13 protein-coding genes are annotated in these 14,872 nt (G+C 71.2%); 10 read left to right on the forward strand and 3 right to left on the reverse strand.

Annotated features, from left to right (window positions below; translation table 11 throughout):
• Positions 1 to 10: 10 nt before the first annotated feature.
• Entirely contained in the window at positions 11 to 994 is a 984-nt protein-coding gene (locus ACFQQL_RS05885; RefSeq protein WP_382392212.1) for a glycosyltransferase family protein, read from the forward strand.
• A 14-nt stretch (positions 995 to 1,008) separates the two neighbouring features.
• Positions 1,009 to 2,565 (forward strand): lipopolysaccharide biosynthesis protein, encoded by a 1,557-nt coding sequence (locus ACFQQL_RS05890; RefSeq protein WP_382392214.1) that lies wholly within the window; start codon positions 1,009 to 1,011, stop codon positions 2,563 to 2,565.
• Here ACFQQL_RS05890 and ACFQQL_RS05895 read toward each other — a convergent pair.
• The gene (locus tag ACFQQL_RS05895; RefSeq protein WP_382392216.1) at positions 2,532 to 3,872 is read right to left on the reverse strand and encodes a polysaccharide pyruvyl transferase family protein; all 1,341 of its coding nucleotides are present in this window, start codon (positions 3,870 to 3,872) and stop codon (positions 2,532 to 2,534) included. The genes ACFQQL_RS05890 and ACFQQL_RS05895 overlap by 34 nt on opposite strands.
• Positions 3,873 to 4,050: 178 nt before the next feature.
• Between ACFQQL_RS05895 and ACFQQL_RS05900 the strand changes: the two genes are divergently transcribed.
• The 5 genes from ACFQQL_RS05900 to ACFQQL_RS05920 all read left to right on the forward strand — a co-directional run bounded on the left by ACFQQL_RS05900 (position 4,051) and on the right by ACFQQL_RS05920 (position 9,544).
• On the forward strand, positions 4,051 to 5,016 hold the full coding sequence (locus ACFQQL_RS05900; protein WP_382392218.1) for a glycosyltransferase family 2 protein: 966 nt from the start codon (positions 4,051 to 4,053) through the stop codon (positions 5,014 to 5,016).
• Positions 5,006 to 6,427 carry a Coenzyme F420 hydrogenase/dehydrogenase, beta subunit C-terminal domain gene (locus ACFQQL_RS05905; protein WP_382392220.1) on the forward strand — a complete coding sequence of 474 codons (1,422 nt, stop codon included), beginning with the start codon at positions 5,006 to 5,008 and terminating at the stop codon, positions 6,425 to 6,427. Before ACFQQL_RS05900 ends, ACFQQL_RS05905 begins: the two co-directional genes overlap by 11 nt.
• Complete coding sequence (locus ACFQQL_RS05910; RefSeq protein WP_382392222.1) at positions 6,424 to 7,551, forward strand: polysaccharide pyruvyl transferase family protein; 1,128 nt, start codon at positions 6,424 to 6,426, stop codon at positions 7,549 to 7,551. Before ACFQQL_RS05905 ends, ACFQQL_RS05910 begins: the two co-directional genes overlap by 4 nt.
• A 93-nt stretch (positions 7,552 to 7,644) precedes the next feature.
• Entirely contained in the window at positions 7,645 to 8,568 is a 924-nt protein-coding gene (locus ACFQQL_RS05915) for a sulfotransferase (RefSeq protein ID WP_382392224.1), read from the forward strand.
• 94 nt (positions 8,569 to 8,662) lie between these two features.
• Positions 8,663 to 9,544, forward strand: coding sequence for a glycosyltransferase family 2 protein (locus tag ACFQQL_RS05920; RefSeq protein ID WP_382392226.1), 882 nt, complete (start codon positions 8,663 to 8,665; stop codon positions 9,542 to 9,544).
• Positions 9,545 to 9,571: 27 nt separating this feature from the next.
• On the opposite strand, the gene ACFQQL_RS05925 is transcribed toward ACFQQL_RS05920, so the two are convergent.
• Together ACFQQL_RS05925 and cysC are read right to left on the reverse strand one after the other, a co-directional pair.
• Positions 9,572 to 10,471, reverse strand: coding sequence for a sulfite exporter TauE/SafE family protein (locus ACFQQL_RS05925; RefSeq protein ID WP_382392228.1), 900 nt, complete (start codon positions 10,469 to 10,471; stop codon positions 9,572 to 9,574).
• Complete coding sequence (gene cysC / locus ACFQQL_RS05930; protein ID WP_382392230.1) at positions 10,464 to 11,744, reverse strand: adenylyl-sulfate kinase; 1,281 nt, start codon at positions 11,742 to 11,744, stop codon at positions 10,464 to 10,466. Before cysC ends, ACFQQL_RS05925 begins: the two co-directional genes overlap by 8 nt.
• 114 nt (positions 11,745 to 11,858) lie before the next feature.
• Between cysC and cysD the strand changes: the two genes are divergently transcribed.
• Genes cysD through ACFQQL_RS05945 form a run of 3 tightly spaced genes read left to right on the forward strand, consistent with a single transcriptional unit; the run spans position 11,859 to position 14,764 of the window.
• Positions 11,859 to 12,770 (forward strand): sulfate adenylyltransferase subunit CysD, encoded by a 912-nt coding sequence (gene cysD / locus ACFQQL_RS05935; RefSeq protein WP_382392232.1) that lies wholly within the window; start codon positions 11,859 to 11,861, stop codon positions 12,768 to 12,770.
• Positions 12,771 to 14,021, forward strand: a complete 1,251-nt coding sequence (locus ACFQQL_RS05940; RefSeq protein WP_382392233.1) for a sulfate adenylyltransferase subunit 1 — start codon at positions 12,771 to 12,773, stop codon at positions 14,019 to 14,021.
• Positions 14,021 to 14,764 carry a 3'(2'),5'-bisphosphate nucleotidase CysQ gene (locus ACFQQL_RS05945; RefSeq protein WP_382392235.1) on the forward strand — a complete coding sequence of 248 codons (744 nt, stop codon included), beginning with the start codon at positions 14,021 to 14,023 and terminating at the stop codon, positions 14,762 to 14,764. The genes ACFQQL_RS05940 and ACFQQL_RS05945 overlap by 1 nt, the downstream gene beginning before the upstream one ends.
• The last annotated feature ends 108 nt before the right edge of the window (positions 14,765 to 14,872 follow it).

Consider the following 14,872-nt stretch of genomic DNA (forward strand, 5'->3'; position numbering starts at 1 on the left):
GCGCTTGCGAGTGCTCCAGACCGCCGGGGATCGCACGGGCTCGAACACCCGGTACGTCGACCAGATCGACGAGGGCGCCCCGGCGGATCTCGAGGTCCTGACGTTCTCGTGGTGGCGGGCGCTGTTCGGCTCCTACGACGTCCTCCATGTCCACTGGCCCGAGTCCCTGCTGCGGCACGGTCTGCCCGTGGCCCAGCGGATCAAGAGGCTGCTGACTCGTCTTGTGCTCGCCCGTCTCGCCCTGCACCGGGTTCCCCTCGTGCGGACGGTTCACAACGAGGGCCCGCACGAGCCGGGTGACCGCGCCGAGCACGCGCTCCTGGAGGACATCGACCGACGGACAGGTCTGTGGATCGTCCTCAACGGCTCCACCCGCACGCCGCGCGGTGCCTGGCGCGTCGAGATCCCGCACGGGCACTTCCGAGGCAGGTTCGATGTCGACCCGACATGGCAGGCGGTGCGCGGCCGCCTCCTGCAGTTCGGGCGCATCCGGCCGTACAAGGGCATCGACCGCCTCCTGGAGGTGTTCCGTGCGATCCCCGACGGCGAGGTGAGCCTTCGTGTCGTCGGGAAGCCGCTGGACCAGGGCATCGCGGACACGGTCCGTTCCGCCGCGGCGCGGGACGCCCGAATCACGCACCGGCTCGAGTTCGTCGACGACGACGACCTCGTCCGCGAGGTGAGCGAGTCGGAGCTGGTGGTGCTGGCGTACACCGTCTTCCACAATTCGGGAGCCGCGCTCCTGGCCCTGTCCCTCGACCGGCCGGTCCTCCTTCCACGCAGCGGCTCCTCCGAGGCGCTGGCCGCCGAGGCGGGACCGGGGTGGGTCCACCTCTTCGACCCTCCGCTGACGGTGAACGACGTCCGGCGCGCCCTCGAGAGCTCCCGAGCCCCAGGCCGTTCGGAACGTCCGGACCTGCGCTCGCGCGACTGGGATCATGTCGGTCGTCTGCACCGGGACGCCTACCGCGCGGTCCTGCGACGCTATCCGTGAGCGTGCGCCGTCACATGAGCGCACGCCCCGACGGGCAGGGGAGCGGCATGAGCGTCGACGGCGTCGATGCACGGACGCCTGGCCTCGGGCGCACAGCGGCGCGGGGCGGCGCCGCAACGCTCGTCGCGCAGGTCGCCCGGATCGCCATCCAGATGGCCTCGATCGTCGTGCTCGCGCGACTCTTGGGTCCCACCGAGTACGGGCTGGTCGCCATGGTCACGGCGATCGTCGGGTTCGCGAGCATCCTGCAGGACTTCGGGCTCTCCCGCGCAGCCATCCAGGCGAGGGTGATCACCCGTGGCCAGCGCGACAACCTCTTCTGGCTCAACCTCGCCTGCGGCGTCCTCGCCGGCGGAGCCGTGTTCCTCGCCGCCCCGGCCGTGGCGCGCCTCTACGACGAGCCGCTGCTCGTCGACATCACCCGCTGGCTGGCGCTGTCGTTCGTGATGGGCGGGCTCGCAGCTCAGGCGCGGGCGAGCCTGCTGCGGAACCTCCGGTTCGCCGTCTCGGCCTCCACCGAGGTGATCGGGCCGTTGCTGGGCCTCGTGGTCGCCGTCGTCGTCGCGTCGAGCGGCGGGTCCTACTGGGCGTTGGTGGGCCAGCAGCTGGTCTCCGCCGGCGTCGTCGCCGGCGTCTCGATGATCGCGGCCGGGTGGCTCCCGGGCCTGCCGAAACGGCACGAGAGCGTCCGCTCGTTCGTCTCGTACGGGGTGCATCTCCTGGGCGCACAGGTGTTGACGTATGCCTCGTCCAACGCCGACTCCGTCGTCGTCGGCGCACGATTCGGCGCCGCCCCGGCGGGTCTGTACGACCGGGCGTTCCAGATGATGATGATGCCGATCCGTCAGCTGACCTGGCCGACCTCGCGCGTGGCGATGCCCGTGCTCGCTCGGCTGCAGGACGACGCGGACAGGTTCTCGCGCTTCCTGGTACGCGGTCAGACGATCGTCCTGAATGCCACCATGCCCGTCCTCGGCCTCGCCGCCGCGCTGGGGGCGCCGGTGGTGGAGATCCTGCTCGGCCGGTCGTGGCTAGAGCTCGCACCACTCTTCACGGTTCTGGCGGTGGGCGGCGCCTTCCAGATCGCCGGCTTCGCCGCGACGTGGGTCCTCGTATCGACCGGCAACACCAAGGCCCAGTTCCGCTTCGCGCTCGTCTCCCGCCCGCTCGTCGTCGTGGCGGTGGTGGTCGGGAGCTTCTGGGGCGTCACCGGGGTTGCCGCCGCGTACGCGCTCGCCGTCGGGCTGTCCTGGCCGGCGTCCGTCTGGTGGGCCGGGCGGGCCGCGGGAATGGCCGCCCGGGAGTGGTTCCTCAACGGAGCACGCGCGATCGTCGCGCACGGGACTGCGGCGGTCTGCGCCGGTCTGCTCAGCGACGTCCTCGCGCTGCCTGGTCCGTGGGCGCAGGTCGGGACCGGAGCCGGCGCGATGCTGCTGGTGCTCGGGGTCGAGGCGCTGGTCTGGCCGGCCTTCCGGAGGGACCTCGCGCAGTTCTGGCGGACGAAAGAGCTGTTGTCCGCTCGCCCTCGGGCCGGTGATCAGGCGGGCGCGTCGTCGAGGCCGGAGGCGTGAGCGGCCCGGGAGGACGGCGCCACCGGATGAACGAGCACCGGTCGCGGGTGGGCCGGTTCGCCTCCGGCCGGTGTCCGGTCCGGTGCGGCGAGGCCCGCCACGTTCCGCCGGGAGAGGCCTGTGACGGTCGGTAGTCGGCGGCGGACGGCCTCCTTCGCCGACTCGACGTCGTCGAGGATCGCGTCCAGCCGCTCGATGACCTGGGTGCTCATCCCGGGACGTGGCTCGACGAGATTCTGCTCGAGCGAGAACAGGGCGAGCAGGCCGGAGACCTTGCCCTGGGTCGACATCACGATCGGCGGCACACCCTGCGAGAGCGCGATGATGCTGGGGTGCATGCGACCCGTGACCAGGAGGTCGCTCCTGCGGATGAGCGCTCGGACCTGCGCCGGTGACCATAGCTCGTCGATGACGGCGACGGTCTGCGGCGTCGCGTTCCCGATCTCGTCGACGACGGCGCGGGCGGCCTCCGAGTCGTCGAAGGTTCGACGCTTGCCGGAGGGGACGAACACGACGTTCCGGCCCCGGCGGAGAAGATGCTCGGTGAGCGCGACGTAGTCGGGAACCTGGTCGAACCATGATCCGACGAGGGCCGAGGCGTTGAGCACGGCGAGCGGGGCCCGTCTCATCGGGGACAGCAACGCATCCGCTGCGGAGTCGTCGAGGGTGTCGTCCGCGAAGACCAGGTCTGCCGTCTGCACCACGTCCACCATGCCGTCGGAGCGGAGCCGCTCGGCGGAGTGCGGGTCCCGCGCGAACAGCTGGACCCCCGCGGCGGCCGCGCGTGCGACGGCCCGTCTCGCGCGCGGTTCCGACTTGCCGTTCCAGCTGAACCCCAGGATGCGGGCATCCACCCCGTGCCGTGCCGTGTGCTCGACGAGCGCCGCGCGGCGGATCGCGGCGCGTAACGCGTACCGGCCGTCCATCATGTCCGCCCCGAGGATCGAGACCGAACGCGCGCTGCGCGTCAGGCGGGCGAACGTCCAGACCTCCACGAGATGGCGGACACCGAAGCCGTACAGCAGCTCGGATAGGTGCACGATCCGGACCCGCTCGGGCGGCAGGGGGTGGATCGCCGGTACGCGGTCGATCACCACGACCGGCCCCTCGACCTGATGGACGAAGCTCTCGACCATCGCCTGGTCGCCGACGTTGCCCTCACGGGGTGGCGTGACGATCACATGGTGCGTCCGGCTGCGGCGCGGGGACGTCAGCCACGCGAGCTCGAACACGGCGCGGTCGAGCGCACGTGAGAGCGGGTATCGCGCACCGTCGAGTGCAGTTCTCAGGATCGACTCGTGCGTCACGCAGAACCTCTCGTCTCGGTTGGGGCGTGGCTCCGGGCAGGATAGCGCACTAAGTCGATCAGGCAGGTCCAGATTTGACCCAGGTGGGTGATGGCGTCCCGGGCCGTCCGGCGGCGCTGGACGGCTCGGCATATTCTTGGCATAGTCGAGCAAGTAACACGACTTCTTGAGGTGCCATGTGACGACGAACCTGTCGGTGATCATCCCCGCCTACAACGCCGGCGACACCCTCCTGGAGACCATCGAGAGCGCGAGGACCTCGGGCGCGAACGAGGTCATCGTGATCGACGACGGCTCGAGCGACGACACCGCACTCGTCGCCCGCCGCGCCGGCGCGGACACCGTCCGCCAGACGAACCAAGGAGCGCACGCCGCGCGGCAGGTCGGCCTGGCGCGTGCGCGCGGTGACTACGTCGTCTTCCTCGACGCCGACGACCTGCTGATCCCCGCCGGGGTCGCGGAGTCCGTCCGCGTCCTGGAGTCGGTGCCCGAGGCCGTCGCGGCGGGCGGTGAGACGCTGGGTCTGTGGCCCGACGGGTCGGAGCGGATCTGGCCACGGAAGTACGAGCGCATCACCGTCGAGAACATGCTCCGAACGGGCTTCGGGCCGTGGCCCCCGGGTGCGGCCGTCATCCGCCGGTCCGCCCTGGCCGACGAGGACCCGGAGCTTCCGGCACGCCTCGGCACGCGGTTCGCCGAGGACTACGAGCTCTTCCTCCGACTCGCGATCCGGGGCGTCGTGGCGCGGCACGACGTCGCCTCCGTGCGCTACCGGCTCTACATGGGCAAGTCGACCCGGTTCCCCCTCGCGGTGCTGGAGAGCAAGGAGCGCATCCGGCGCTACTACGCCGCCTGGCTCGGGGTCAGCCTGCGCACGCACTCACCACGCGCCCTGCGCAGCCAGGCACTGATGCACGGCGCCCGGTACGAGAGCGTCACGGGACGTCGCGCGGCGTCGGTCCGGCGGCTGCTCGAGGCCGCCGTCGAGCACCCGGTGCGGTTCGGAGAGTGCGTCTGGCAGTTCGTCGGCCCGCGCGTGCGCGCACGCCGCCACGCGGCGCCCGAGCGCACCACCACCGTCGGTGCGCCGGTGCCCGCCGGCGAGCCAACCGCCGAGCTGGCCGGGAGCCGAGTTGGCGTCTGAGACCGCCGAGGCAGCCCCCACGATCCTCGACGTCGTCGCCCGGCGCATGTGCGTTGGCTGCGGCGCGTGCGCGGTCCGGACGGGCGGCGCCGTCCCGGTGACCATCGGGCGCCGGGGGTACTACGAGGCGGACCCGCAGGGCGCCGACCGCGCCACCCTCGCCGCCGCGTGCCGGGTGTGCCCGTTCGCGAACGAGTCACCCGACGAGGACGAGGTCGCGAGCGAGGTCTTCGCGTCCACGCTTCCGGTCGACGGGCGCGTCGGCAGGTACCTCGGCACGTATGCCGGGCGCTTGGCCGACGACGACGCCGTCTACCGGTCCAGCTCGGGAGGTCTGACGAGCTGGTTCCTCGCGGAGCTGCTCTCCCGCGGCGAGGTCGACCGGGTGATCCACGTCGGCCCGACGTCGAGCGGGCCCCGACTCTTCGAGTACCGCGTCGCGAGCACCGCGGAGGAGCTCCTGGCCAGCCGCAAGTCGGCCTACTACTCCACGACGTTCGCCGACGTCGTGCGCGGGCTGCGGGGTGACGGCCGGCGCTACGCCATGGTCGGGGTGCCCTGCTTCGTCCAGGCGATGCGGCTGCTGACCCGTGAGGACGAGACGCTCCGGGACCAGGTGCGGTTCCTTGTCGGGATCGTGTGCGGCCACATGAAGGCCTCAGGGTTCGCGGAGTCGCTCGCCTGGCAGCAGGGGGTGGCGCCCGAGGACCTCGCGAAGGTCGACTTCCGCATCAAGAGTCCCCACGACGCGAGCGCGAAGCGCTACCGCTTCGGCGCCTGGGGAACGGGTGCCGACTCGCCCGTGGCGCAGATGCCCGGGAGGCTCGTCGGCGGGCAGTGGGGGCACGCCGCGTTCCAGCTCAACGCGTGCAACTTCTGCGACGACGTCTACGCCGAGACGGCCGACGTGGTCTTCGGCGACGCGTGGCTGCCGCGACACGAGGCCGACCCGCGCGGGATGAACGTGGTCATCACCCGGACCGACGCGGCCGACCGGATCCTCCGGGCAGGGGCGACGGCTGGCCGGGTCCGCCTCGAGGACGTGACCGTCGACGAGCTCGCGCAGGCACAGGCGGGGAACTACCGCCACCGCCGCGAGGGCCTCGCGGTCCGGCTCGCGGACGACATCGCCGAGGGCGCATGGGTCCCGCGGAAGCGGGTCGAACCGGGCTACCGCGTCTCACGGCGCCGCCTCCGGCTCGTCCGCGAGCGCCGCCGGCTCGCGGAGCTGAGCTTCACCCTCTTCGAGGAGGCCAAGGTGGCCGGCGATCTGCGCGTCTACGTCGACCGCATGCGACCGCTCGTGCGCCGGCACGACCGGATCTCCCGCCCGCTCTCCCGGCGGCTGCGCTCGCGGGCGACGGCGGAGGCGTGGCGTCTGGTGCGCAGCATCCGGGGGGTGGGCCGGTGACCGGGGAGCCTTGGACCGACCCGCGCCGCGCGGACGTGTTCGCGATGATGACGGGCGACTACCCGAACATCGGGGACGCGCTCATCCGCGAACGCGTCTTCGCGTGGGTGCGTGACCTCACCGACGACGCCGACGTCTACGTCGGCAGCGCCCCGAGCCAGTGGATGGAGCGGCTCGGGGTGCGCCCGTTCGACCGCGTGTACGGCACACGGCAGATCGGCCGGTGGTTCGCGGCGCTGCTCCGGGCGCGCCGCCCCGTGCTCGTGGTCGAGCCGGGCGAGCTCGACCTCGGCCCGGGGGTGCTGCTGCGGCAGATCGCCTACCTGGCGTTCGCGGTGGTGACCCGCGCCAAGGGCGGGGTCGTGGTGCTGCCGCCCCGGGCCGTGGCTCGCGGGGCGTCCGGCGCCTCCGCCGCCGTGCACCGGCTCATGTGCACCGTCGCGCAGCTGGTCTGGTGGCGGAACGCGAGCAGCGTCCGGGCCATCGGGTCCGGTGAGCTCGCGCCGGACGTGGCGTTCAGCGAGCCGGTCTACTGGGGCGGCGTGGACGAGCCCCGCACGGCGCTCGTGGTCAGCATGCGCGGTCCTCGCGCGTGGCCGGGGGAGCAGTGGGTCGAGGCCGTCCGCACGTTCGCCCACGGCGCCGGGCTGGAGGTGGTCTGCGTCGCGCAGGTGCGCCAGGACGAGGAGCGGGCGGCCGAGCTCGCCCGGGCCCTGCGCGGCACTCACCTCGCCTGGGGTGAGACGAGCGACGTCGAGCACGAGCAGATCTTGCGTGACCTGTACCGGAGGGCGGCGCTCACGGTGAGCGACCGGCTGCACGTCCTCATCCTGGCGGCGCTCGGCGGTGCCGTGCCGGTGGAGATGGCCCCGGACCCGGCCCCCAAGGTCGCCGAGCACTTCGCGACCATCGGCTACCGGGACCTCACCTGCGACGCACGGTCCGCGACCGCGGACAGGATGCGGGCGCACCTGGCCGTGTCCCTCGCGCGCACCGGGGAGATCCGCCAGGCCGTCCTGGCCGCGCAACGCGCCCTCGGTGAGGTCGAGCGGGCCGTCCTCGCGGCGGCGGCCGTCCCCGGTGTGGCGGCCCGGCCGGCCCCGAGGCCGCCGGCGATTCGCTGATCCCGGACCGGCCGGTATAACGTTCGCGTGCAGCGCGGCGGGCGCGACGTGTGACCCGCCGGGTGACGTCGAGCATGAGGATGGAATCCTGGCGTGGGCATCTACATCCTGGGGATGCACCGGAGCGGCACCTCCGCATACGCGCGCACGGTCGGCAGGATGGTCGGGTTCGAGGAGTCCGAGGCCGAGGTCAAGCGGACCAACGCACGAGGCCAGTGGGAGAACGTCCCGCTCCGGCATGCCAACGACCGGCTGCTCAAGATGGCCGGGAGTGACTGGTCCACGCCGGCGGACGACCTCGAAGAGGTGCTGGCCGCCGCCACAGGGGACCGGGAGCGGGCCGAGCGGCTCCGGCAGGTGCATCGCCGTCTCGGCCCCGAGCCCTGGGTCTGGAAGGACCCGCGGAACTGCCTGACCCTCCCGGCCTGGCTCGCGATCGACCCGCAGCCCGCGCACTTCACGGTGACCGTCCGCCATCCGCTGGAGGTCGCCCGGTCGCTGCAGTCGCGCAACGGCTTCCCGCTCCTGTTCGGGGCGGCGCTCTGGGAGCGGTACAACCGGTCGCTCATCCGGTCGCTCGACGGGCGACGGGCACTCTTCATCTCCTTCAACACGCTGCTGAGCCATCCTGCGCGGACGATCGCGAAGACGAGGGACTGGCTCGACCGTGCCGGTTACCGCATCGTCGAGGAAGATCCCTCCGACCAGGTCGACGGCCAGCTGCGGCACTCCGCCGAGAGCGACGATCCCGACGAGCTCGCCGCCGCGGGACTGACGACCGCCCAGATCGACCTCTACCGCGCGCTGCTGACGCTGGACGGGAACGAGCACGCCGTCGACGCCGGCGAGGTCCTCTCCTACGACGAGAGCCAGACAACGTCGGCCCTCCTCGGCACGCGCCGCCAGATGCTGAGCATCTCCATGGTCATCGCCAGCTACAAGCGGAGGCTCCGCTGGGCCCGGTATCCGGGTGCCAGTGCGAGACGGGCGCTGCGCAGGATCGGAGCCCGGCCCTGAGACGCCTGCGGGTGCGCACGGCTCTGCTCGCCGACCCCGGCAGACGTCGTGAGTGCCATCGACAGCCGAGACGACTGCATACGGGAGCGTGCGCGTGCTGATCTCAACCATGATGGTGCGGGACGAGGTGGACATCGTCGCCGCGAACGTCGAGCATCACCTCGCTCAGGGCATCGACCACCTCATCGTCACCGACAACGGTTCGGTCGACGGCACCGTCGATGTCCTGGAGTCGTACGCCGGCAGCGGCCGGCTCACCCTGCTCCACGAGCCGATCCAGAAGAAGCAGCAGGCCAAGGTCGTGACACGGATGGCGCGCCAGGCCCACCGCATGGGGGCGGACTGGGTCATCCACCTGGATGCGGACGAGTTCTGGGTCGCGAGCGACCGGTCCACGCCGATCCCTGATGTTCTCCGCGAGACCCCGGAGAGTGACGGCGTCCTGGTCGCGGACCGGCACAACCTGGTGGGTCAGGGCTCCATGGCGGGCAAGGGTGAGGAGCCGTGGTCTCCGCGGATGATCTGGAAGGACACCGAGTCCCTCGCGGCGAACGGGAACAAGATCCTCGGCAAGGTCGCCCATCGCAGCAGCAGGTTCGTCCGTGTCGCGCAGGGGCTGCACGACGCGAAGGGGGTCCGGCCGAGGCGCAAGGTGATGACCGACAGGCTCGAGGTGCTGCACGTCCCGTGGCGCTCGTACGGGCAGTTCTACGCCAAGACCGAGAACTCCGGTACCGCGTACGCCGCGAACAAGAACCCGCTCAATCTCCGCATGGGCAAGCACCTGCGAGCCGACTACAAGCTGCTCCGGAGCGGTCAGCTGGAGGAGACGTACCGTCGCCGGACCTTCTCCGACGGCGAGATCGCCGAGCACGTCCAGACCGGTCGCCTGGTCCGGGACACCTGGCTCCGTGATCACCTGGAGCGGCTGGCCGCCGAGGCGCTTCGCCCGGACCTGCTGCGCGCCGCCTCCTGATCGTCTGGCCCGGCGGGGAACGGACGGTCAGTACCCGGTCTCCTCCGCCCGCGGGTTGATCCGTCTCTTGAGCAGCTCCCAGGCTGCCGGGCCGAGGATGAGGAAGGCGGCTCCCAGGATCCCGACGGCGACCGGCGGCACGTCGAGCAGGCTGAGGCCCGTGAGCGTCAGCACCAGGACGATGCCGCGCCGGATCACCATCTGAGGCACGACGACCGCGAGCCGCGCGCCCAGGAACGTGCCGACGGGGCCGCCCACCAGCAGCGGGATCAGGACGCCCCAGTCCACCCCGGTGACGATGACGTGGCTGACCGACGCCGCGATGACGAGCGGAATGGCCTGGACCAGGTCCGTGCCGACGATCCGGACCGGCGAGAGCAGCGGGTAGAGCAGCAGGAGGGCCACCATGATGATGGAGCCCGACCCGACCGACGTGAGCCCCACCAGGAGCCCACCGATGGCCCCCACGACGACGGTGGGGACCGGACGGACGGGCGGATCGGCGTCCAGGGCGGGTCCACCCTGCCGCCGCAACGAGATGACGAGGCGCAGCACATAGGTCGATGCCGCGAGAAGGAGGGCGACGCCGATCGCGACGGTGACGAAGCTGTCGCCGTGGTCCTCGCCGCCGACGCTCTCGATGATGAAGGCGCCGGCGAAGGCCGTGGGCACGGAGCCCACGATCAGCCAGAGGACGAGCCGGAGGTTCGGAGAACCGGACTTCCAGTGCACGGCCGCCCCGACGCTCTTGTTGACCGCCGCGGCCACGAGATCGTTCGCGACGGCCGCCGTGGCAGGGATGCCGAGGAAGATCAGCGCCGGCGTCATGAGGGCGCCACCGCCCATGCCGGTGAGGCCGACGACGATACCGACGCCGAAGCTCACCACCGCCAGGGCGAGCGCGCTGAGGGTGAAGAGCTCAGCCACGCCGGTTCCCCGCACCCCGGGCGAGGTCCGTCAGGACGTCCCGCTCACGGAGCGCGTCCAGCACGGGCGCGAGCGCGGTCGCGACGTCCTTGCCGGTGGTGTCGACCACCACCTCCGCGTCCTGCGGAACCTCGTACGGCGAGGAGATGCCGGTGAAGTTCGGTATCTGGCCCGCGCGCGCCTTCGCGTACAGCCCCTTCCGGTCGCGCCGCTCGCACTCCTCGAGCGGGGTCGCGACATGGACGAGGACGAATGTGGCGTTCGCGTCCTCGACCATGCGGCGCACCTCCCGCCGCGTGGCGTCGAACGGTGCGATCGGGCTGCACACCACCATGCCCCCGTGCCGGGCGATCTCGGCGGCGACCCAGCCGATCCTGCGGATGTTGGTCTCGCGGTCCTCGGCGGAGAACGTCAGACCCTTGGAGAGGTTGTGCCGCACCACATCGCCGTCGAGCGACGTCGTGCGCCGCTCGCCGGTCTCGGCGACGAGGTTGAGCAGCGCGGTTGCCAGGGTGGACTTGCCACTCCCGGACAGCCCCGTGAAGAAGACGACCGCACCCCGTTCGACACCGCGGGGGTTCTCGCGCTCGACGACGGCCGCGACGCCCGCGGGGCGCGGTCCGGCTTCCTGGGGGCGTACGACGCTGGCGCCCGGGGCGTAGGCCTCGAGGACGCGGTCCAGCAGCGCCGCGTCCAGGTCCGCCCCGTCGTGCCGGGCGAGCGGCACGGCCACGACCGTGGCGTCGTCGAGGAGCTCGGCGGCGGCGAGGGTGGCGCGGATCAACCCGGCGGCAGACAGTCCTCGCGGGGTCCCCGTGCCGACGAGAGCGAGCAGGAGCACGGGGCCGCCGCGCGATTCTGCGTCGATCGCGGAGATGTCGGCATCCGACAGCGCGCCGGAGACAGGAACCACGACCGCGGGTCGCTCGACGTGCTCCGGCGCCTCGATTGCCGGCACGTAAAGATCGCGGAACGGCCGCATGTCCGGGGCCGTGACATCAACCACATCGCCGACGACGCCGACGCCGGACTCGGCGGGGTACGTGGCCTCGACGTCGACCGTCCCGACGCGTGCGCCCTCCAGGTCGAGCAGGTCGATACGGCCAGGGTGCTCGATCGTGGCCCCGGGCGGCACGACCAGCGTGACGCCGCCGGATCCCGGCGGCTCGAACCGTGGCGAGCTGCCCAGTGCACCGAGGCGCATCAGCTCGAGGTCGTCGAGCTCGCGAAGGGTCGGGGTGAACTGCGGGACGGCCTGTTCGAGGTCTGGCACGGCGGTCATTGTGCCAGCACGGTTCGGGTCGGCCTTATGCCGTGCGAGCATGTCGGACTAAGGTGCCGCTGGCCGCTACGGTGGCGCCGCAACGGATGAGAGGCGACGTACTTGATGCGCACCCATGCTGACTACCGGCTGAGCCAGCTGGATGAACTGGAGTCGGAATCGATCCACATCTTCCGAGAGGTCGCGGCGGAGTTCGAGAAGCCGGTGCTGATGTTCTCCGGCGGCAAGGACTCCATCGTCATGCTCCGGCTCGCGGAGAAGGCGTTCTACCCGGCCAAGATCCCGTTCCCTGTCCTCCAGGTCGACACGGGCTACGACTTCCCTGAGGTGCTCGCCACCCGCGACAACTGGGTGAATCGGCTCGGCCTGCGCCTGATCGTCGCGTCGGTGGAGGAGGCCATCAAGACCGGAGTGGTGGTCGACGACGGCAAGACCAGCCGCAACCGGCTCCAGATCGGCACGCTGCTGAACGCCATCGAGGAGAACGGCTTCACCGCCGCGTTCGGTGGCGGCCGCCGGGACGAGGAGAAGGCCCGCGCCAAGGAGCGCGTGTACTCCCACCGCGACGAGTTCGGCCAGTGGGACCCGAAGAACCAGCGGCCCGAGCTGTGGAACCTGTACAACGGCAAGCTCCACGAGGGCGAGCACATGCGGGTCTTCCCGCTGTCCAACTGGACCGAGCTCGACGTCTGGCACTACATCGGCCGCGAGGGCATCGAGATCCCGTCCATCTACTTCGCGCACAACCGCCGCGTGTTCCAGCGGGACGGCATGCTGCTCTCGGAGAGTGAGTACAACCCGTTGCGCAACGGCGAGGTCGTCGAGGAGAGGCAGGTCCGTTTCCGTACGGTCGGTGACCTGACCCTGACCGGCTGCGTGGAGTCCCCGGCGTCGACGATCGAGGAGATCATCGAGGAGATCGCCATCGCCCGCGTCACCGAGCGCGGGGCCACCCGGGGCGACGACCGGTTCTCCGAGGCCGCGATGGAAGACCGCAAGCGAGAGGGCTACTTCTAAATGGATCTGCTCAGGTTCGCCACCGCCGGATCGGTGGACGACGGCAAGTCGACCCTGATCGGGCGGCTGCTCCTGGACTCGAAGGTGATCTTCGAGGACCAGATGGAGGCGGTCGAGGCCACGTCGAAGTCCCGCGGCTACGACTACACCGATCTGGCCCTGCTGACCGACGGTCTGCGCTCCGAGCGCGAGCAGGGCATCACCATCGACGTCGCGTACCGCTACTTCGCGACGCCGAAGCGCAAGTTCATCATCGCGGACACGCCGGGGCACGTGCAGTACACCCGGAACATGGTCACCGGTGCCTCCACCGCCGACCTCGGCCTCGTCCTGGTCGACGCCCGGGCCGGCCTCACCGAGCAGTCCCGGCGGCACGCCGTGCTCCTGTCGCTGCTGCGCGTGCCGCACCTGGTCCTCGCGGTGAACAAGATGGACCTGGTCGACTACAGCCAGGACGTCTACCAGCAGATCTACGACGAGTTCACCGCGTTCTCGACCAAGCTGAGCATCCCGGACCTCGAGGTCATCCCGATCTCGGCACTCAACGGCGACAACGTCGTGAACCGGTCCGAGAACATGCCCTGGTACGAGGGGCCCTCCCTCATGCACCACCTCGAGCACGTCCACGTGGCCTCGGACCGGGACCTCATCGACGCGCGCCTGCCGGTGCAGTACGTGATCCGCCCCAAGTCGGAGGAGCACCACGACTACCGCGGGTACGCCGGGCAGCTGGCCGGTGGCGTGCTCAAGCCGGGTGACGAGGTCATGGCGCTGCCCAGCGGGCTGACGAGCAAGGTCGCCGCGATCGACCTGTTCGACCGCGAGCTCGACGAGGCCTTCCCGCCGATGTCGATCACCGTCCGTCTCGAGGACGACCTCGACATCTCCCGGGGCGACATGATCTGCCGCCCGAAGAACGCGCCGACGCCGGCACAGAACATCGACGCGATGGTGTGCTGGATGACGACGGCGCCGCTGAAGCAGCGCCAGAAGCTCGCCATCAAGCACACCACCCGCAACGCGCGGGCCCTGGTCAAGGACATCCAGTACCGCCTGGACATCAACTCCCTGCACCGGGACCAGGACGCCCAGGAGCTGGCGCTCAACGAGATCGGGCGCGTCCAGCTGCGCACCACGGTGCCGCTGCTGTGCGACACGTATGAGGAGAACCGGGCCACCGGGTCCTTCATCCTCATCGACGAGGCGACCGGGAACACCGTCGGCGCCGGCACGATCCTCGAGGCGAGCTAGTGGGCGACGACCAGTCGTTCGCGAAGGACCTGGCGACCTCGGCCGGTGAGCTGCTGCTGCAGATCCGACGCGAGCACCTCGCCGCCGGCACCGCCGAGGGCAAGGCGCTGGCGAAGGCCGGCGACCGCGGCGCGCAGACCCACATCGCCGCACGCCTGGCGGCCGAGCGGCCGGAGGACGCGGTGCTCTCCGAGGAGGCCGTCGACGACAAGGCGCGCCTCGGCCGGGAGCGGGTCTGGATCATCGACCCGCTCGACGGCACCCGGGAGTACTCCGAGGACCGGCACGACTGGGCCGTCCACGTGGCGCTCTGGGAGCGGGGGGAGCTGACGGCGGGTGCCGTGGCGCTCCCGGGACTCGGGATGACGCTGAGCACGGCGGGCGAGTTTCCGGAGCTCGGCGAGCCGGCCCAGCCCGTGCGGCTCGCGGTCTCGCGGAGCCGTGCCTCAGAACTCGTGCTGTCCGTCGCCGAGCAGATCGGCGCCGAGCTGGTGCCGATGGGCTCGGCGGGTTACAAGGTCAGCGCCGTGGTCCGCGGAGAGGTCGACGCGTATGTGCACTCCGGCGGCCAGTACGAGTGGGACTCGGCGGCCCCGGTGGCCGTCGCGGCCGCGGCCGGCCTGCACACCAGCCGGATCGACGGCACGCCGCTGGAGTACAACCGGGAGGACCCCTACCTGCCGGACCTTCTCGTGTGCCGGCCCCGTCTTCACGACGCGCTGCTGGCCGCGGTGGCCGGCTGAGGACAGAGCCTTCAGCGCGTGTCGAACAGGTGGTTCCGTGGTTTCGTGGCACGTGTGCCGGCGGAGTACGGCGCCTGACTGACCGCAGAATCTGTGTGACAAACTAGG

This window comes from Georgenia alba, from assembly GCF_042665525.1.
GTDB classification, from domain to species: Bacteria; Actinomycetota; Actinomycetes; order Actinomycetales; family Actinomycetaceae; genus Allobogoriella; species Allobogoriella alba.